19 protein-coding genes are annotated in these 19684 nt (G+C 46.5%); 6 read left to right on the top strand and 13 right to left on the bottom strand.

What is annotated here, in order from left to right; all coding sequences use genetic code 11:
* Window positions 1–69 precede the first annotated feature (69 nt).
* Genes leuB through leuC form a run of 3 tightly spaced genes read right to left on the bottom strand, consistent with a single transcriptional unit; the run spans window position 70 to window position 3276 of the window.
* A complete protein-coding gene (gene leuB / locus ABY044_RS08410; RefSeq protein WP_373019849.1) occupies window positions 70–1143 on the bottom strand; it encodes a 3-isopropylmalate dehydrogenase in 1074 nt (357 codons plus the stop codon).
* 54 nt (window positions 1144–1197) lie between these two features.
* Window positions 1198–1839, bottom strand: a complete 642-nt coding sequence (gene leuD / locus ABY044_RS08405) for a 3-isopropylmalate dehydratase small subunit (protein ID WP_373019847.1) — start codon at window positions 1837–1839, stop codon at window positions 1198–1200.
* 21 nt (window positions 1840–1860) lie between these two features.
* Window positions 1861–3276, bottom strand: coding sequence for a 3-isopropylmalate dehydratase large subunit (leuC, locus tag ABY044_RS08400; protein ID WP_373019846.1), 1416 nt, complete (start codon window positions 3274–3276; stop codon window positions 1861–1863).
* A gap of 112 nt (window positions 3277–3388) precedes the next feature.
* Between leuC and queE the strand changes: the two genes are divergently transcribed.
* From queE to ABY044_RS08370, 6 genes are all read left to right on the top strand, one after another.
* Window positions 3389–4033 carry a 7-carboxy-7-deazaguanine synthase gene (gene queE / locus ABY044_RS08395; protein WP_373019845.1) on the top strand — a complete coding sequence of 215 codons (645 nt, stop codon included), beginning with the start codon at window positions 3389–3391 and terminating at the stop codon, window positions 4031–4033.
* A gap of 80 nt (window positions 4034–4113) precedes the next feature.
* Window positions 4114–5358, top strand: a complete 1245-nt coding sequence (gene rlmD, locus ABY044_RS08390) for a 23S rRNA (uracil(1939)-C(5))-methyltransferase RlmD (RefSeq protein ID WP_373019843.1) — start codon at window positions 4114–4116, stop codon at window positions 5356–5358.
* Window positions 5359–5692: 334 nt separating this feature from the next.
* Entirely contained in the window at window positions 5693–6598 is a 906-nt protein-coding gene (locus tag ABY044_RS08385; RefSeq protein WP_373019841.1) for a metal ABC transporter solute-binding protein, Zn/Mn family, read from the top strand.
* A 94-nt stretch (window positions 6599–6692) separates the two neighbouring features.
* Window positions 6693–7487, top strand: coding sequence for a metal ABC transporter ATP-binding protein (locus ABY044_RS08380; RefSeq protein ID WP_373019839.1), 795 nt, complete (start codon window positions 6693–6695; stop codon window positions 7485–7487).
* 28 nt (window positions 7488–7515) lie between these two features.
* The gene (locus ABY044_RS08375; RefSeq protein ID WP_373019837.1) at window positions 7516–8859 is read left to right on the top strand and encodes an iron chelate uptake ABC transporter family permease subunit; all 1344 of its coding nucleotides are present in this window, start codon (window positions 7516–7518) and stop codon (window positions 8857–8859) included.
* Window positions 8856–9746 (top strand): metal ABC transporter permease, encoded by an 891-nt coding sequence (locus tag ABY044_RS08370; RefSeq protein WP_373019836.1) that lies wholly within the window; start codon window positions 8856–8858, stop codon window positions 9744–9746. Before ABY044_RS08375 ends, ABY044_RS08370 begins: the two co-directional genes overlap by 4 nt.
* A 35-nt stretch (window positions 9747–9781) precedes the next feature.
* On the opposite strand, the gene ABY044_RS08365 is transcribed toward ABY044_RS08370, so the two are convergent.
* The 10 genes from ABY044_RS08365 to ABY044_RS08320 form a co-directional block, all read right to left on the bottom strand.
* Window positions 9782–10630, bottom strand: a complete 849-nt coding sequence (locus ABY044_RS08365) for a Cof-type HAD-IIB family hydrolase (protein ID WP_373019906.1) — start codon at window positions 10628–10630, stop codon at window positions 9782–9784.
* 93 nt (window positions 10631–10723) lie between these two features.
* Window positions 10724–10939, bottom strand: a complete 216-nt coding sequence (locus ABY044_RS08360) for a (2Fe-2S)-binding protein (protein ID WP_373019835.1) — start codon at window positions 10937–10939, stop codon at window positions 10724–10726.
* A gap of 1 nt (window position 10940) precedes the next feature.
* A complete protein-coding gene (locus ABY044_RS08355) occupies window positions 10941–11885 on the bottom strand; it encodes a PilZ domain-containing protein (protein ID WP_373019833.1) in 945 nt (314 codons plus the stop codon).
* Window positions 11886–12087: 202 nt separating this feature from the next.
* Window positions 12088–12453, bottom strand: a complete 366-nt coding sequence (locus tag ABY044_RS08350) for a bifunctional precorrin-2 dehydrogenase/sirohydrochlorin ferrochelatase (RefSeq protein ID WP_373019831.1) — start codon at window positions 12451–12453, stop codon at window positions 12088–12090.
* Between the two features lie 619 nt (window positions 12454–13072).
* Window positions 13073–15100, bottom strand: coding sequence for a copper-translocating P-type ATPase (locus ABY044_RS08345; RefSeq protein ID WP_373019829.1), 2028 nt, complete (start codon window positions 15098–15100; stop codon window positions 13073–13075).
* Window positions 15101–15157: 57 nt separating this feature from the next.
* Window positions 15158–15541, bottom strand: a complete 384-nt coding sequence (locus ABY044_RS08340) for a DUF302 domain-containing protein (RefSeq protein WP_373019827.1) — start codon at window positions 15539–15541, stop codon at window positions 15158–15160.
* A 61-nt stretch (window positions 15542–15602) separates the two neighbouring features.
* Window positions 15603–15836, bottom strand: a complete 234-nt coding sequence (locus ABY044_RS08335) for an SHOCT domain-containing protein (RefSeq protein WP_373019825.1) — start codon at window positions 15834–15836, stop codon at window positions 15603–15605.
* A 21-nt stretch (window positions 15837–15857) separates the two neighbouring features.
* Window positions 15858–16562: a copper resistance protein B gene (locus ABY044_RS08330; RefSeq protein WP_373019824.1), complete on the bottom strand. Its 705-nt coding sequence runs from the start codon at window positions 16560–16562 to the stop codon at window positions 15858–15860.
* A 39-nt stretch (window positions 16563–16601) separates the two neighbouring features.
* Entirely contained in the window at window positions 16602–18644 is a 2043-nt protein-coding gene (locus ABY044_RS08325; RefSeq protein ID WP_373019823.1) for a copper resistance system multicopper oxidase, read from the bottom strand.
* 169 nt (window positions 18645–18813) lie between these two features.
* Window positions 18814–19224, bottom strand: a complete 411-nt coding sequence (locus ABY044_RS08320) for a hypothetical protein (protein WP_373019822.1) — start codon at window positions 19222–19224, stop codon at window positions 18814–18816.
* Window positions 19225–19684 lie beyond the last annotated feature (460 nt).

The raw sequence follows: 19684 nt of genomic DNA, 5'->3' as shown, positions 1-19684 counted from the left end.
TGCTCCATGCACATCACTAACGGTAATCGTAAAGTGATTTCTCATCCCGGCGAAACAGCAAGTTACAGCTTAAAGCGCTGCAACGACAGCATCTCCCATTTCGCTACAGGTAACAAGCTGACAACCCTCAGAATAGATGTCGCCGGTACGCAGCCCCTGATCCAATACTTTACCGACCGCATCTTCGATCTTCTCGGCCAAGTCTTCACGCCCTAAAGAATAACGCAACATCATTGCCGCAGACAGGATCGTCGCCAATGGGTTTGCTTTGTTTTGTCCGGCGATATCCGGTGCAGAACCGTGGCTCGGCTCGTACATACCTTTATTATTGGCATCCAAAGAAGCCGAAGCCAACATTCCGATAGAACCGGTCAACATGGACGCTTCGTCAGACAAAATATCACCGAACATGTTACCGGTCACCATGACGTCAAACTGCTTAGGATTCAATACCAGCTGCATTGCGGCGTTATCCACATACATGTGCTTCACTTCGACTTCCGGGTACTCTTTAGCAACGTCATCAACGATTTCACGCCATAATTCGGTTACTTCCAATACGTTCGCCTTATCCACCGAAGTCAACTTCTTGTTACGTTTCATTGCAGCCTGGAAAGCCACGTGAGCGATACGCTTGATCTCCGATTCAGAATAAACATAAGTGTTAAAACCTTGGCGCTCACCGTTTTCCAAAGTACGGATACCACGAGGCTGACCGAAGTAAATACCGCCCGTCAACTCGCGTACGATCAAAATATCCAAACCGGCAACCACTTCAGGCTTCAAAGTCGAAGCAGACGCCAACTGAGGGTAAAGGAAAGCAGGACGCAGGTTAGCGAACAATTCCATTTCAGAACGCAAACGCAACAGACCTTTTTCAGGGCGTACGGAAATATCCAAAGATTCCCACTTATAACCACCAACAGCACCCAACAAAACCGCATCAGCCGCTTTAGCCGCAGCCATGGTTTCATCCGCTAAAGGTACACCGTGAACGTCATAAGCCGCACCACCCACAAGGTCTTCAGTCATATTAATATCCAGACCGTCCGTTTTTTTCAGCGTTTCTAACACCTTAACCGCTTCAGCTGTAATTTCCGGACCAATTCCATCACCTGGCAATACCAATACTTGTTTTGTCATTTTTCTGTTCTCTACTTTTTAATCTTGAATAATCTGTTTAATAGTCGGCGGGCATTAAGCGCCAAACAACCAAGGCGCGGTTTTCTTGCGGTTCGCTTCATACGCCTTAATTTCATCTTCATGTTGTAATGTCAGACCGATATCGTCCAACCCGTTCAATAGGCAGTGACGTCTAAAACTATCCACTTCGAAATCGATACTCTCGCCGTTTGGTTTGACCAGCTTCTGCGCTTCCAAATCAACGGTCAATTCATAACCTTCTTCCGCAAACACCTCTTTGAATAGATCATCAACCGTCTTCTCGTCCAAAACGATCGGTAAAATTCCGTTCTTGAACGAGTTATTGAAAAAGATATCCGCAAAACTCGGAGCGATTACCACATCAAAACCGTAATCTTTCAACGCCCACGGTGCGTGTTCGCGACTCGAACCACAACCGAAGTTCTCACGCGCCAACAGGATTTTAGCGCCCTGATAACGCGACTGATTCAAAACGAATTCCTTGCGCAAAGGACGGTTAGTACAATCCTGACCCGGCTCACCCACATCTTCGTAACGCCACTCGTCAAACAGGTTCGGACCGAACCCGCTACGCTTGATCGACTTCAAAAACTGCTTAGGAATAATCGCATCGGTATCCACGTTGGCACGATCCATCGGTGCAACAATCGCGGTCATTTTAATAAACTTATCCATCTTTATTCTCCACTCCCGCGCTTACAAATAGTCGCGCACATCAACAAAATGACCAGCCACAGCCGCCGCAGCCGCCATTTGCGGGCTCACCAAGTGAGTACGTCCGCCGGCACCTTGACGCCCTTCGAAATTACGGTTCGAAGTCGATGCACAGTGTTTACCAGCCGGTAATTTATCGGCATTCATCGCCAAACACATCGAACAACCCGGATTACGCCACTCGAAACCGGCTTCGATGAAGATTTTATCCAACCCTTCTTTCTCGGCCTGCAACTTAACCAAACCGGAGCCAGGAACCGCTAAAGCCTGCTCAACCGTCGGGGCAACTTTCTTGCCCTTCAACACTTCGGCCGCCGCTCTAAAATCTTCAATACGCGAGTTGGTACAAGAACCGATAAACACATAATCCACAGGAATTTCCGAAACCGGCATATCCGCTTCCAAGCCCATGTATTTCAATGCACGCTCGATACCGCCGGCCTTAACAGGATCAGACTCATTCGCAGGATTAGGCACTTTGCCGTTCACGTCCAACACCATTTCCGGCGACGTTCCCCAAGAAACCTGAGGCAGAATTTTAGAACCGTCGATTTCAACCACCTTATCGAACTCGGCGTCGTCATCCGACTTCAAGTCCTGCCAAGCCGCAACCGCCGCTTCCCACTGATCTTCCTTAGGTGCAAACGGACGCCCCTTAACGTACTCGATGGTCTTCTCGTCAACCGCAACCAAACCGACACGCGCTCCGGCTTCGATCGCCATATTACAAACCGTCATACGACCTTCGACCGACATATCGCGGAAAACCTGGCCGCCGAACTCGATCGCACAGCCGTTACCGCCCGCCGTACCGATCACGCCGATAATCGCCAAAACGACATCCTTAGGGCCAACGCCAGGCTGCAATTCGCCATCGACCTTAACCAACATGTTTTTCATCTTTTTCTGAATCAAACACTGAGTTGCCATCACGTGCTCGACTTCCGATGTTCCGATCCCGTGAGCCAAAGCACCCAAAGCACCGTGAGTCGCCGTGTGCGAATCACCGCAAACAACGGTCATGCCCGGCAAGGTCGCCCCTTCTTCCGGACCGACGACATGCACGATACCCTGACGAGGATCTCCCATACCGAATTCGGTGATACCGAACTCTTTGGTATTCATCCCCAAAGTCTGAACCTGGATACGCGAAATAGGATCGACAATCGAATCCACACCACCACTCAAGTCGGTGGTCGGAACATTGTGGTCGGGTGTCGCCAGATTGGCATCAATTCGCCACGGCTTACGGTTTGCCAAACGCAGACCTTCAAATGCCTGAGGCGAAGTTACTTCGTGAAGTAACTGACGGTCAATATAAATTAACGCCGTGCCGTCCTCTTCCTGACGCACCACATGCGCATCCCACAATTTGTCGTATAAAGTCTTTCCTGACATCGCTTTTTATCCAACTCACGTAAAATTTAAGAAATAGTTATGAATTATATCATTTCATAGCACTTACTAAAGAGTAAAATACACGCAAGATTCACCAACAAAGCCAGACACTATGAGCTATTCCGTCAAAGAGGTTTTTTACTCTCTCCAGGGCGAAGGTTTCCACAGCGGAAGACCTTCCATCTTCTGCCGCATGAGCAAATGCAACTTATGGACCGGACGCGAGCAAGACCGCGCCGATGCCGTCTGCCAATTTTGCGATACCGACTTCATCGGCACCGACGGCCAGAACGGAGGACGATTTGAAAACGCGGAAGCACTCTGTCGGCATCTTTTGGAATTCTGGCCGCAAGACAGTCTGGAACCGCCTTTTGTAGTACTGACCGGCGGCGAACCGTTGCTGCAAGTAGACCAACAGCTGGTCGATGCCCTACACCGCCATAATTTCGAAATCGCCATCGAAACCAACGGCACAAAATCCGCACCGGAAGAAATCGACTGGATCTGCGTCAGCCCAAAGGCCAATGCACCATTGATTTTAGACAGCGGCAACGAACTCAAACTGGTCTATCCTCAACCGGACTTGATGCCGGAAAAAGTAGCGGAATTAAATTTCGAGCATTTCTACCTGCAACCGATGGATGATGCCGACCCGAAAGTCACCGAAGCCAATATCAAACAAGCCGTTCAATACTGCTTGCGACATCCGCAGTGGAAGCTCAGCTTACAGACACACAAACTGCTCGGAATCGACTAAATAGAAAACCCAATTCGAAACAAGACCTAACATCAGCACCTGAAAACCGAACAGGCCTGCCTAAATTCCAAAAGTAGCTTATGACAACGAACGCAAACATTCTTACCCAACTGAAAATCGAAGGCTTAACCCATGACGGGCGCGGCGTTGCCCGCGTCGACGGCAAGGCAATTTTTATCGCCGACAGCGTTCCCGGCGACATCGTTACCGCCAAAATCACCCTACAACAAGCCAAATTCGATGAGGCAAAGCTGCTTGAAATCGAAACCCCGTCTACCGACCGTGTCGAACCGTTCTGCCCTAAATATGAAGAGTGCGGCGGCTGTCAGTTACAACACCTATCAATCACGGCGCAACGTTTCTGGAAAACCGAAAACTTTCTGACCCGCTTGACCCAGGCGGTCAATTCGGACAACTGCCAGATTCACGAAGCCATTACCGGCAACGACCGAGGATATCGCCGTCGCGCCCGTTTCGGATTGGCGATCGGGAAAAAAGACAAGGTGGCTAAACTCGGTTTCAGACAGAAAGAATCCAACGAACTGGTCGACATCGAATACTGTCCGGTTTTGACCGACGGCCTGAATGAAGCAATTGAAAAACACCGCCCGGCTCTACTGGAAAAAGCTAGCCGAGCATATAAGGAACTGACGGTCGTAGAAGCCGATAACGGCATCTTCGGTCTGAAAGAATCACCGGAGCCATCGCAGGAAACGCCCTACTACTCGCTGGAGAACCTGAATCTGGAATTCCCTCAGGACGGCTTCATTCAGGTGAATTCGGAACTAAACCAGAAAATGGTTCGCCAAGCGATCGACTGGCTTGAACTTGAAGAAAAGCACAAGGTGCTCGACCTATTTTGCGGAGTTGGTAACTTTACCTTACCGATCGCCCAAAAAGCCAAACAGGTCATCGGCATCGAGGGCTTAGCGGAACTGGTTGAAACCGCCAACGCGAATGCCCTTAAAAACCAATTGGACAATGTTTCATTCCAAAAGGCCAACCTGTTTGAGGACTGCACCGATGCAACCTGGTTTAAAAAACAGAAATATCATCGCCTGTTACTCGACCCGGGCCGCCAAGGCGCTTTTGAAATCAGCAAAGTCCTGCACGAACTTAAAGCGGATGTGATCGTTTATGTCTCCTGCAATGCCGCAACTTTGATCCGCGACATTAAGGAACTGGAAAAACAGGGCTATCGTTTGACCAAAGCCAACCTGATCGACATGTTTCCGCACACCACGCACACCGAAGTAATGGTGCAACTCAAAAAGTTCAAACAGAGCAAAGGCCAGCCGAAAAAACGCGCTCCGTTCAAGTTTTAAACAACCTAAGCTACTCCGGCAGCACAACGATAAATTGCCGCTTAAGAACTGGATACGAATTAAACTCGAATAAGCCACCTTAAGCGGTGATTACAACCCCGGCCAATCACCAATTCCGCTCAAACAGACCAACCAAATCAATCATTAATATCGACTTTCCAAGCGTTTATCAGCCGACTGCCTTTCTTTTAATTTACCGTCACACCCTTCCCGCTATTTTAAAACCGTCACATCAATGATATAGTTCAATCTAAATATATTTTTAGCCATGACTAATTTTTAAATTAGCCTAACCTAGACAAGACTTCATACAAACCAAAAACAGAATAAGAACATGAAGATAAATTCTCTTTTAAAACGCTTTCTAATGACTTTAATACTGACGTTAGGCAGTTTGAATGCACACGCCCAGCTCAATGTCGTCACCACGACGGGAATGATCGCCGATCTAGTGAAAAACATCGGCGGAGATCAGGTCAAAGTCACGCCGCTAATGGGCTCGGGGGTTGATCCCCATCTATATAAAGCCACTCAAGGCGATCTTCGCAAGCTCTTAAGAGCCGACGTAATTTTCTATAACGGACTGCATCTGGAAGGAAAGATGCAGGACATCTTTGAAAAGATGGCGCGTAAAAAAGCGGTTTACGCCGTATCCGCCGAATTGCCGCAGAATCGAATTATCCAACACCATCAACATCCCGATCCACATATCTGGTTTGACGTCGAACTTTGGCTGCACGCCGGCGAATACGTACTCAAAGTATTAAACGAAACCGCACCTGAGCAAAAAGCCCTTTTCCAAGCTAATGCACAACGTTATTTCGCACAACTTCGCCAACTCGACGATTGGATTAAGCAACAGATTCAGAGCATCCCGCAGGCACAACGCGTGTTGATTACCGCACACGACGCTTTCGGTTACTTCGGTCAAGCCTATGGCATTAAGGTAATGGGCTTGCAAGGCATCAGTACCGCTTCCGAATTCGGCCTGCAAGACATCAAGCAACTCAAACAAATCATTGTCGCCAATGGCATCAAGGCGGTGTTTGTCGAATCCAGCGTATCGCCTCGCTTTATCGAATCCTTGGTCAAAGGCGTTGAAGCGGAAGGCCATCAACTGCACATCGGCGGCGAATTGTTTTCCGATGCCATGGGACTGCCCGACACGCCGGAAGGCGATTATCTGGGCATGGTCAAACACAATGTGGAAACCATTACTCACGCCTTGAAAGGGCTATAAAACAAAAGCGCATAAACAGTGCATAAACAACGTAAAAACACCGCATAGACACATAACGTACATAAAGCACAAAAGAGCAACCAGGAAACAACATATGAAATCAGACTCGCGCAAATCCCCGATTACGGTCAACAACCTTAATATGCGCTACCAATATAAGCCGGTGCTGACCGATGTCAGTTTCGAAATCCCGGAAGGCAAAACCATTGCCATCGTCGGGCCGAACGGTGCGGGTAAATCCACCCTGCTTAAAGGCATCATGGGATTGGAACCGCTGATCGAAGGTGAAGTGAAGTTCTTCGGCGAACCTTTGGCCAAAAAACGTCTTGCCACCGCCTACGTTCCTCAACGCGAAGAGATTGATTGGGACTTTCCGATCGACGTTATGGACGTCGTCCTGATGGGGCGCCACGGCCAGCTGAAGCTGTGGCAAAGACCGAGTAAACTGGATTACGAAATCGCCGAGCAGGCGCTTAAAGATCTGCAAATGTGGGACTTTAAAGATCGCCAGATCAGTCAGCTTTCCGGCGGACAGCAACAGCGTGTGTTTCTGGCACGGGCGTTGGCGCAGCAGGCCAGCCTCTATCTAATGGACGAACCGTTCGCCGGTGTCGACGTCGCCACCGAAAAAGCGATTATCGAACTGTTCAAAACCCTGAAGTCTCAAGGCAAAACCATTGTCTGCGTGCACCATGACTTGAACACCGTCGGCGAATATTTTGACTGGATCATCTTCATCAACGCACGCCTGGTTGCCGCCGGCCCGGTTGAATCCGTACTGACCAAAGAGAACCTCAATAAAACGTACGGCGGCCGCCTGTCGTTATTAAACGACCTGACGGAAACCATGTACCGCACCCGCTTGAACCAAGCGCACGAAAACGACTAAAGAATTAGGAATAAGGCAGCACGCAACTATGCAAGATTGGACCGTCGTGACACAACCCTCAAGCTGGGAATTGTTACTTGAATTTTGGCGCTTTGAAGACATGAATGCGCTATGGGTATTGATGGGCAGCATTTTACTGGGCATCAGCGCTTCGGTGATCGGCGGTTTTGCCTTTCTTCGCAAACGCTCATTGGTCGGCGACGCTCTGGCGCATGCCGCCCTGCCCGGTGTCATGGTCGCCTTTCTTCTATTTGAAACCCGTGATCCCGTGGTGATGTTCTTCGGCGCCTTAACCAGCAGTTTTCTCGGCTTTTTCATTATCGACTGGTTACCGAAAAACACCAAAATCAAACCGGATGCCGCACTGGCGATCACCCTCTCCTTTTTCTTTGCCTTGGGGTTAATGCTGCTTTCCTATATTCAAGGCTTACAGGTCGAGAACAAAAGCGGTCTGGATAAAATCCTGTTCGGACAGTCGGCGGCCATGACCCAACAAGACATTACTTTACTGACCTACGTCACCCTGTTTGTATTGATCAGCGTGCTGCTGTTTTTCCAAAAACTACGCCTAATCGCCTTCAACACCAACTATGCCCGTAGCCTCGGCATTCCGGTCAAATTCTATGAACTGTTGTTGGCTTTGCTCATCGTCATGTCGGTCGTGGTCGGCCTGCAATTAGTCGGTGTGGTATTGATGGCGGCGGTACTGCTGACGCCGGTTGCGGCCGCGCGTTTCTGGAGCGACCAACTTTCCCGCATTCTCATGATTGCCGGCACCTTGGGCGCACTCAGCGCGGTCATCAGCACACAAATTTCCTATTTGGCACCCGCTATGCCGACCGGGCCGTGGATGGTTGTCAGCCTCGCCAGTCTGTTTTTCCTATCGATGCTGTTCGCCCCCAACAAAGGGCTTCTTAAGCGTTATTTGGAACAAAAACGCCTGCGTCGGAAAGTCAGCGAAGAAAACGTCCTACGCACACTCTACAAACTGTGCGAACAAACCGGCTTCAAGCACGCATATTTTAACTTGGCGGACATTCAGGCATTACGCGTCATCCCGATCGACACTCTAAAAATAACCTTGCACAACCTCGGTAACAAAGGTTCGGTGGTCGAATCGGCCAAAGGCTACCGACTCACCGAAAGCGGATTAGAACAAGCGACGCAACTCACTCGACGCCACCGCCTATGGGAGAGTTACCTAAACGAACAAGTGGATCTCACTCCCGACCAGGTGCACGCACAAGCGGAACGCATCGAACACATTCTCAGTGAAGAACAGGAACTGCAACTTGAAGCGGAATTGAGCAATCTAAGTTCCGATCCACACGGCAAACCCATTCCTGAGTCGCAAGGAGAAAGTACAAAATGATCAATGACCTATGGATTTTAGCAACCGCCTCTTTAGTGGCGATTTCATGCGCTCTGGTCGGATCGTTCCTGATTCTTCGCCGCCAATCGCTAATGGGCGACGCCATCAGCCATTCAGTCTTGCTGGGCATCGTCATCGCCTTTTTGGCAACCGAGTCGCGCTCTTTGCCGGTGATGTTAAGCGGTGCAGTCATGATCGGACTTTTAACGGCCTGGTTAAGCGACAGTCTGCACAAGTTCGGTAAACTGCAAAGCGACGCCAGCATCGGAATTGTCTTCACCCTGTTTTTCGCACTGGGTGTGATACTGATTTCACTGTTTGCCGGACAAATCGATCTGGATCAGGAATGCGTTCTCTACGGGGAAATCGCATTCGTACCGTTCGATACGATCATCTGGGGCGGCCCCGATACCGGAATCGATCTCGGGCCGCGCGCACTGTGGGCTATCGGCACTGTCTTCATTGTGGTGTTGGTCAGTATTCTCATCGGATTCAATCGTCTGCAAACGGTTGCCTTTCATCCAAGTCTGGCGGTCTCTTTAGGAATTAACGTCGTCTTCTGGCACTACTTCTTAATGACATTGGTGTCGCTGACGACGGTGGCTTCGTTTGATGCAGTGGGCGCGATTCTAGTGGTTGCTTTGCTGGTGATTCCGGCAAGTAGCGCCTATCTTATCGCTAAATCGTTAAAGTCGATGTTGTGGCTGGCAGCGGCATACGGTCAGGCTTCGGTATTGATCGGCTATGCAGTCTCCTACAAATTGGACAGTTCGATTTCCGCCTCCATCGCCGTCAGTTCCGGCGTGTTGTTATTGCTCACCGTCGTCGCGCTGGAAATTCGCAAAAGAAACCACAAGATGCCTCAACAAACGGTTGAAGTTCAATAGACTGAATCGACAGGATAGATTGGCCGCTTTCGGATTCAAGCCAAACTCGGCAGAATCCGTTCTTCGATGTATTTAGCGACACCCTCTTCGGAATTGGCGTCAGCAAACACAGCCTCGGGAATCGCGGCTTTAACCGTTTCCGCCGCATTCTCCATCACCACGCCATGACCGACGAGCTGCAACATCTCCCTATCGTTCATGCCGTCTCCAAAGGCAACAGTCTCCTCGGGTAAAATTCCTTTTTGTGCCAATATCATCTGTAACGCCTGCCCTTTGGAAACCCCGAAATTCATGATTTCCAAATATTCCGGCGAGGTGAACGTAATGCTCAGCTGTTGCGAAAACCTGGCCGTCAACGCCTTTTCCAGCGGCACCAGAATCTCGTGATCGGCAGTGAAGTAGATTTTATCGATGTGGTTTAAATCGATCTCGGAAAACTCGGTCAATTGATATTCAAAACCCGATTCGTCATGTATCGCCAACAATTCCTCATGCGGTTCTTCCACAAGCCACAAATCCTGCTGATAAAGGTTACGATGGATTTCAAACCCTTCGGACAAGGCCAGTACCTGTTTGACCAATTCCGGCGGAATATGGTTTTCATAAAGAATATGTCCGTGGCGGTCGTGAACGCGCGCGCCGTTGGAAGTGATCAAATCCATCTCCACTCCCAATTGCTGAGCAATTAGATATACGTCCTGGTAGTGGCGACCGCTGGCGATCATGAATTGAATGCCGTTTTCCAACAACTTACGAACGGCGGAAACGGTTCTGGGCGTGACTTTATGGTCGGGATTCAACAAGGTGCCGTCCAGATCGGAAACGACCAATTTAATGCGAGGCGCACCGTGAGGTTTCGAGGTGTTAGGCTTTTGATTTTTCATAATATTCAAGGCGGAAAACTCCGTTGAGTTTCCGCGAATCCGTCACTTGATTTATCGAATCTATGCCGGATTGTACCTGAAAACGAAGACTTATCAATCTTGGGATGACTTCTCGATCAAAGATTCGATTTTCGGACGACAACCTCCACACCCCTGACAAGCATAAGTGATGTCACTGACTTTTTCGACCGAATCCGCACCCTGTTGAATCGCTTCGACGATCTCCCAACGCATCACGTCATAACAGCTGCAAACCTGCTGCTGCATTTCTTCGGCCTGGTTTTCGGATGAATTCACAGTGTCGGACAAATCAAAGGTACTCGTCGGGATGGGCGCACGCCAACTCTTGGGCGGTGACGAAGCGGGTAATCAAAGCGGCATCGTCCGCACCGAGATGTTCGAATTTAAACGAAACCCGTTGGACTTGAAGGTAAGGAATCTCTTGGTTCGCGGCATCCAGCAAATTGGCCGGCTTAATATTGACGACATCGGCATAAGCGTAAAGAACGGTATTTTCGATCTTCATCAACACACACACCCTGTCGTTTATGCTAAACGGTTGAGTTGATTCAAGTGCAATCCCGCCCGCGCTCAAATTGACCGGAAGCACCAACCAATCGTCCGGATGCGGCACCACGTGACTCACCGCTTTAAGATTGGCGTAAGCACTTTCGTACACATTCAACTTGGCGATCAGATCGACAAACACCAACGCCAACCAGTTGCCCTGTTCGGCTAAAGCGGAAAGGTTATGCAAATATTCTTCGCCGCTGAACAAGCCGCGTGTCGATGCGGAATAGAAAACGATTTCGCCTTCGGCACTGCGGTTCATCATCTCCAACAACTCGCGCACAATCTCGTCGATACGTTGATAAAACGCTTCAATTAACGGAAAGACTTTGGATGTATGAAACGTTTCGGGAGGACAAATTCGATGGTCATTATCCAAACGCACGTAAAAATCTTCGTGGTGACGCGGATCGCGCCCTTCCATCAATTCATCGAGCATGTAAGCCAAAAAATTGATACGTTGGTTGATTTCACTGAACAGTTCTACCGCACCGTTTTCGATATGGTGTGGATCGGTAAACAAACGTTGAATTTCGCTATCAGCCTGTTCGACTCGTTGAAGCTGTGTCGCTGGCAAAATAAAAGATTTAGAAACATGCTCGCCGCCGACCGTTTCATCCAAAGGGTGAATATAGATCGGCAATTCGACATTGATACGAAAAAACTCGCGTTTATTCTGCTCCAAACCAAACCTCCTGGCGACGTTAGCAACAGCGATAACAATCATTAAGACATTGAATGTTTGCAGTTACTATACGAGAAAGCGCTACAACGCACAAGAACCAACGTATTAGCACGCCCCAACACACGTTTCTCAAGGTCTATTCGTAATCGTTTGAATCCCAGAATTAATTCCGTCGAAAGAAAGCACAATCGGTTTTCGAAAATCACAAATCGGAGAATATAAAATCGCCGTATTCGGTTTCAGTCCGTTCGACCACATTCACGGGGATATTGTGCTGCTGACAATAACGGTAAACCGCCTGATTGACCGCATCGTCACCCGCCGCAGACACAACATACTTAGGAGTGGGAATATGAGACATCGCCTCGGCAGAAAAGGTATCAACATCCCAAACCACATTACAGTGTGACAGGTGATGCTTCATTTCGGCTTCAATTTTAGGGGCGATTACGGTCACAATCGCACCCGCTTTAATAAACAGCCCCGCCTTGCGCGCGGCTATCTCCCCCCCTCCGATGACCAGGCAGTGTTTGTCTTTGATGTTGATCGATACCGGTAAATGCTCCACTTTGCCTCCCCATTAACCACTTAAATTTGGTTATTTAACAGACAATAGAACAAACCCAGAACCACAAACCAATAAAGCTTTAAAATCATTACCTTAGTAAAATACTAGGGATTTATTGACCGAGATAATGCCTTAATATGGAATCAATTTGGTGCAAAGTCCATACCCTGAGACTTGCTGCTTTTTGAAACCAAATCATCTATAAACTTGATCTCTCTCACTTGCCCTCTAAAACGTGCAAGCTTCCAAAGTGAAAATAAAAAAAGCCCACCCGGTCATCACGACCGGGCGGGCCTCTCCACTCTGATTATTCTAATTGTATTTACTTATAAGCCTAGATCAGTCCAAAAACAATTTAGCTAATAATTTCAACAATTTAGTTTAAAAAGACTTTAATGCCATCTAAATTAAGCCATTGATTTTTATGAGAATCGCACCAAAACCAATCACATTCTTTCAAAAATTTAACTCTCTTAATTCTTCACATACGCCATCAATACTTGGAAACATCGATCCTGTGAGTATTACTGTTCAAAGAACCATAATATTGCCACACCAACTTCCCCAGTTGTTGTCATTTCATTCTCCCCATCACTTATCATGTATTGTGCACTAAGGCTTACTTTCTATATCTTAATAATTGAGCATTAAGTGCTACAACAATTGTGCTCAATGACATTAGCACTGCACCGACAGCTGGACTAAGCAAAATACCAGCGCTGTACAGAACGCCGGCTGCCAAAGGCAAAGCAATGATGTTATAACCAGCAGCCCACCACAGATTTTGTATCATTTTTGCATAGGTTGCCTTTGCAAGCCCAATAGTGGCGACCACATCCCTTGGATCATTATGAACCAAAATAATATCAGCGGACTCTATGGCAACTTCTGTTCCAGCTCCTATTGCAATTCCAACATTGGCCTGTGCTAGTGCGGGCGCATCATTAACACCGTCCCCGACCATACTTACTAGGAAGCCACGATTTTGAACTTCTTGTATTTTCTGGGCCTTTTCTTGCGGTAAAACTTCTGCAAAATAATCATCCAAACCAATTTCTTCTGCTACAGCTTTGGCTACTTGTCTGTTATCTCCTGTAAGCATCATGCACTTAATGCCCATTGCTTGTAGTTCTTTGATACTTTGAATGGACTCTTCTCTAACCATATCAGCTAAAGCAATTGCTCCTTTAAGTTCATTCTCAATCAGAATAAACACAACCGTTTTTCCTGACTTAAATGCATGGTCGACCTGATCAGACTGGAATGAAATACCTTTATCAGTTAAATATCCCGGACTGACGACCTGAACAAACTTCTGCTCAATCTGACCTTCAGCCCCCTTACCGGGAATAGCTCTAAAATTACTGACCTTAAAGAATTCACCCGATGCGTTCGCAATAGATTTTGCAATTGGGTGCTCAGAATTTTGCTCTATGGAAGCCGCAAATTTTAATAATGTTGCATTATCTAGTGAATCATCCAAACTGATTATATCGGTAATACCGAATTCACCTTTAGTTAGAGTTCCGGTCTTATCAAATACCACCGCTTGAAGATTTCTGGCATTTTCAAATGCCGTTCGATTTCTAATCATTAACCCGTTACGTGCAGCGAGTGCGGTGGAAACAGCAACAACAAGAGGGATGGCTAGGCCTAACGCGTGAGGACAAGTAATCACCATAACAGTTACAGTTCTTTCCAAAGCAAACGCAATATCATGAGACATGATGACCGACCATGCAAAGAAGGTAATTACCCCTCCAGATAAAGCAATAATCGTTAACCACATGGCAGCTCGGTTAGCTAAATTCTGAGTTTTGGATTTGCTTTCTTGAGCTTGTTCGACTAATTGTATGACTTGAGACAAAAAGGAATCTTTTCCTGTCTTCTGAACTTTTATTGTAAGCGAACCTTCACCATTGACTGTTCCACCAATCACTGAATCGTTTAACTGTTTTGAAATGGGCTGGCTTTCACCCGTTAGCATTGCTTGATTAACAGAACTTCCGCCGTCAATAACAATACCGTCAGAGGGTATTTTTTCGCCTGGTTTTACCATAACCAAATCCCCAGGCTTTAAGTCGGCGAGCTCGACTTCAACCAAGTTATTTCCTTCGGAAATTTTATGTGCCGTGCTAGGCATGAGAGCCGCTAACTTTTGAAGTGCTTGAGATGCACCGACCACAGATTTCATTTCTATCCAGTGGCCGAGCAACATTAAATCAATCAATGTAGCCAACTCCCAAAAGAATATTTTACCGGGCAGACCCAGAACAACGACTGAACTATAAAAATATGCGGTACTAATCGCTACAGCAATCAGGGTCATCATGCCTGGCATTTTATTGCTTAATTCACTCCAAAACCCTTTTAAAAATGGAGCACCTCCATATAGATAAATGGCAGTTGAGAAAATTAGTAGTAGATATTTATCCCCCTCAAAACTTAAAGACTTTTCTAACCCCAGAATCGTTTGAAGCATTGGAGATAAAACTAGAATCGGTAATGTAAGAAATAAGGATATCCAAAATCGCTTTCTAAAATCTTCAATCATATGTTGGTGGTGATTATGATGATCATGATGCATACCTCCTTTAGAAGCCATTGCACCATGAGAATGATGTGAAGCATGTTTTATTACATCCATGTCCAACTCCTTGTAGCTAGTAGCTAATTGAAGCGTCTTCTTAGCTAGGCTTTAATCTTATTTGGCATCGTCAATCATTTTCATCGTTTTTGTTTCGACTTCATGTGCAGTCTCTTTCAGTGATTCATCTTCTGATAAGAGGCCTAACATCTTTGCAGGTTCAATCATGCCGATCTTCGTTTGACCTTTTTCCGTGTAAACTGAAATTCGACACGGTAATGCCATATTTAATCGCATATCTGATGCCAGGACCTTTGCGGCTTTCGCAGGGTTACAAACTTCAAAAATTTTACATTCTTCATCGAAATCCATCCCTTTGCTTCGCAAGGTAACACCCAAATCATGAATATGTAACACACCAAATCCATGAGTTTTTACAGATGTGTCAAGGTCCATAACCGCTTGATCAAATGGTTTATTACTTTCTACTTGATAATACATTTCCTTATTCCTTTCTTTAAGGGGATGTCACTTTAGCCTTGAAGCTAAAGTGACATTCAATCTAGTCGTTCTCTAAAGTCTGTTTCATGCGTTTGTATTCATCTTCATTGATTTCACCTCGAGCAAATCTTTTTTCTAAGATTTCCAACGCACTTTCCTTGGGTCGTGCTTGGGTCGTGCTGTTCTTAAAAAAAGGTACGAGCACCAGGGCCACCACCAATATGATTATGAAAAACCAGAGCCACATAAACCCGCCTCCATAGTATCCATGCATTCCCATATAATCCCAGTTCATTTCACTTCTCCTTTTTGAAAATCAAAACCAAAAACGCAAACCGGCAACCGCGCTTAACTCGGAACGTTGGCCGCCTTCAGCTTTGATATAGTCAGCAGTTTTGCCATAGGTTTCATTCCATTTGACGCCGATGTAGGGTGTAAGCTTGCGACTTATTTCATACCTCAGCCTCAAGCCCAGCTCTGTGGACGATATGCCACTTCCTTGCCCCATTTTTTCATCATCGCTGGTATATGCGTTGAGCTTAATGCTGGGCACAAGAATGAGTTTTTGCGTAATCAACGCATCGTACTCCGCATCTAAACGAGCTCCGACGTTATGGTCATTGGCCATTAAGAAAGCTCGCACTTCAAAGAAATATGGAGCAAGCCCTTGGAGGCCTATCACTCCCCACCCCTGAGAGTTGTCCGGGTTCTGGTCATAGCCTGCACCTACTTGAATATCCCACAGCCTTGATACCGGTCGGCTGTAAAGCAACTGGTTTTCCGATTCAGTATTTCCGGAGGCACTTTCACCTTCTGTATTGATATACACCTTGTTCCAGTTAGTCCCAACCCATGCCTGAGCATCCCATGATAGGGGTGTTTCCGATTGAGTCGAAAATTCGAGCTGATCTACCCAAAGCGAGGAAATAACCGGATCGTAAGTGCCGCTGGCCAATGCCATTCCAGGAGTAGACAACAACAAAAATAGAGGCAATTTAATTTTCTGATTAAAACGTTTCATTTTCTTTTCTCCTATGATGGTTCAGTTTCGTCAATAAAATCACGCCATTGTTTTGCGTACTTCGACTTTTCTGAACATACCCAGCATGTGGTAAAGCATATGACAGTGATAAGCCCAGTTTCCTTCGGCGTCCATCGTGACGCGATAACTGATTTTGGCGCCGGGTTGGACGATCACCGTGTGCTTTCTTGGGATGTGGTTTTCATCCCCTGTTTCCAAATCGCTCCACATGCCATGTAAATGCATTGGATGATTCATCATAGTGTCGTTAATGAAAGTAATACGTACTCGCTCTCCATATTCAAACCGCAATGGCTCTGCATCCGGATAAGGAATACCGTTAATTGACCACATGTACCGTTCCATATTACCGGTAAGGTGAAGAACCACTTCCTTGGTGGGTTTAGGTTCTTTCATGGTGGGAAATCTGTTTTTCAGATCCGCATAGGTCAAAACTTTGCGGCCGTTATTTCGTAAGCCAACCCCAGGGTCATCAAGCCGGTACTTAGGCTCTTGCGCCCTCATCTCAATTTGAGGGCCATCCTTGGAAGGCACATGCATCTGCGGCAATTCGGGATTCATATCCATCGGAATGACCTGATTACCAGAGCCCATCCCACCTTGCATACTGGATTTAGATGCCATATCCATTGCCGTTTTCGGGGAACTCATATTCGTGCCGGTACTGCTTGAATTCATATCCACGCTAGAGCTACTTGAACTCATATCCATGCTAGAACTATTTGAGTTCATATCCACGCTGGAACTGCTTGAGTCCATATTCATAGTTCCTGAATCCGATCCCATGTTCATATTGGAACCATTATTGTTGGTGCTCATATCCATACCGTTCGTGCTTGACCCTGACCCCATGTCCATGCCCGACATATTCATGGACATACCCATATCCGTCATACTGAGAACCGGAAGAGGGTCCATTTCTGGAGCACTGGCCAACACTTCAGGATCACTGGTAATAGATCCGATTGCATAACCGGAGCGATCTATCGCCTGTGCAAAAATGGCATAAGCAGGCTGTTTTCCATCCGGCTCGACAATGATGTCGTAAGTCTCTGCAACGCCTATGCGAAACTCATCAACGGTCACTGGTTGCACCAAATTCCCATCAGCGGTGATTACGGTCATTTTTAACCCGGGAATACGTACGTCAAAGAAAGTCATAGACGAGCTATTAACAATTCTTAGACGTATTTTTTTGTTCGGCTCGGTAACAATTCTCCAGTGTGCATTCGGAGACATGCCATTCATCAAAAAGGTATAGTCCGCTCCGGTTACATCAGATAAGTCTCGGTCACTCATAACCATCTCATTCCACATCTTGCGCTTGTTCCATGCATTCATGAAGCCATACTTTTTAACTTCGGAAAGGAAGTCGCCGACCGTACGCTTGTTGTAATTGTAGTAGTCCCCCATTTTTCTCAGGTTCCTATAGATGGTTTCAGGATTTGTATCGGACCAGTCTGACAGCTGGACAACATAGTCATGTTCGTATTCCACCGGATCTGCGACTTTTGGAAGAATTACGATGACGCCGTATAATCCGGTCTGCTCTTGAAAGCCGGAATGACTGTGATACCAATAGGTGCCATGTTGTTTGACGGTAAAACGATACTCGAAGGTTTCACCAGGTTTAATACCGGGATAACTCAACTCCGGAACGCCGTCCATCCCGGTCGGCAAAACAATTCCGTGCCAATGGATGGAAGTGTCTACATCCATCTCGTTCTTTACGCGAATGGTAATATCATCCCCTTCACGCCAAACAAGGGTGGGAGCAGGCAATGAACCGTTTACGAGTGTTGCTTTAGAGGGGGTTCCGGTAATATTTACGGTTTTTTCCGAGATGGTTAAATCAAATTCCGTTCCTGATAGAAGTGGACGTCCTGATGCCGTTTCGGGCATTCTGTTTTGTTCTGAAGAATCCATTGAACCCATTGCCATATATCCGGCATGAGCTAAGGGCAAGTGTGTTGCGATCGCTGCTGACAAACTGCTTAAGGCCATGCCTTTTACAAAATGTCTGCGATTCATATGAGAATTATTTTGTGAGTTAGCTTTCATCTTTGAACTCCTAGTGACCCTTTTACCGGTCGAATAATTTCTAAAAAAATACTTTTTAGTGTTTTTTGGGAGTGAAACTAACGAATGTTCTAATTGTAATAACGGTCACGCAATGAAGCTGCAAATACTACGAATACCATTAAAAAAGGAGGCATCAATTTAACATTCGTTAAATTGATGCTGAGGTTGGAGGAGGAAGTTCTGGCTGTGCAGGAGTTGTTACTAGCACTTCTGCATAAGTAACAAAAGGCGCTGTTACGAGTGGTTGTATATCCAATTGAAAAGAATCTGTTAACCCAAAGACTGGTGCAACATGTACTGACGCGCATAGGAGACTATGACACTGCGGAGAATCGCACTGATCGCAGGACATAATTTCCTGATTATCATTACACTCACTCATATTTACCGATGCTAGGTTCTCACCTGCCATGGAGTTCGAATCCATATGCATCATCTGATGCATAATCTTCATTTCAATCTGTTCTGATGAACTATAGAAAGGCACACTCATCGCTCCCCATGCTGCCGAAGACAAGGTTTGAAAAAGGAACAAAATTAGAAATAGCTTTTTAAACATGTGCCGCATCTCTATAAGCAATATTCTCTAATTTAAAAATTCTACTCTTTTTTTATATAAAAAAAAGAAATATATAAAAAACGAAGTATGACTAAATGTTTGATAGAACATAATCTTTTTGACTTGATCCAAAAAAAGTTTCAGAATCAATGACTAAGTTCTGAAACAACCCATCACTAGATGAGGTCCATTAAGAACGCAATTACATATTCTTTAGTTTTTATTTCACATGCGGCAAAGGGAGGTTAGCCAACAAGGTAAGTTATTTTCATCTATTCAACTTTAGAAAGAAGAGAGGTACTCAAAATGAAAACAGGAATAAAAGCATTACTACTTTCTGCAACATTAATCATGCCCTTAACCGCGGCTCAAGCAGATGATGATTACCCTCCAATGATGGGCTATGGACCAGGCATGATGGGTGGTTACGGGCCTGGCATGATGGGCGGCTACGGACCGG

Source organism: Thiomicrorhabdus sp. (genome assembly GCF_041583835.1).
Classification (GTDB): Bacteria; Pseudomonadota; Gammaproteobacteria; order Thiomicrospirales; family Thiomicrospiraceae; genus Thiomicrorhabdus.
This window is presented reverse-complemented; position numbering and strand designations above follow the sequence as displayed.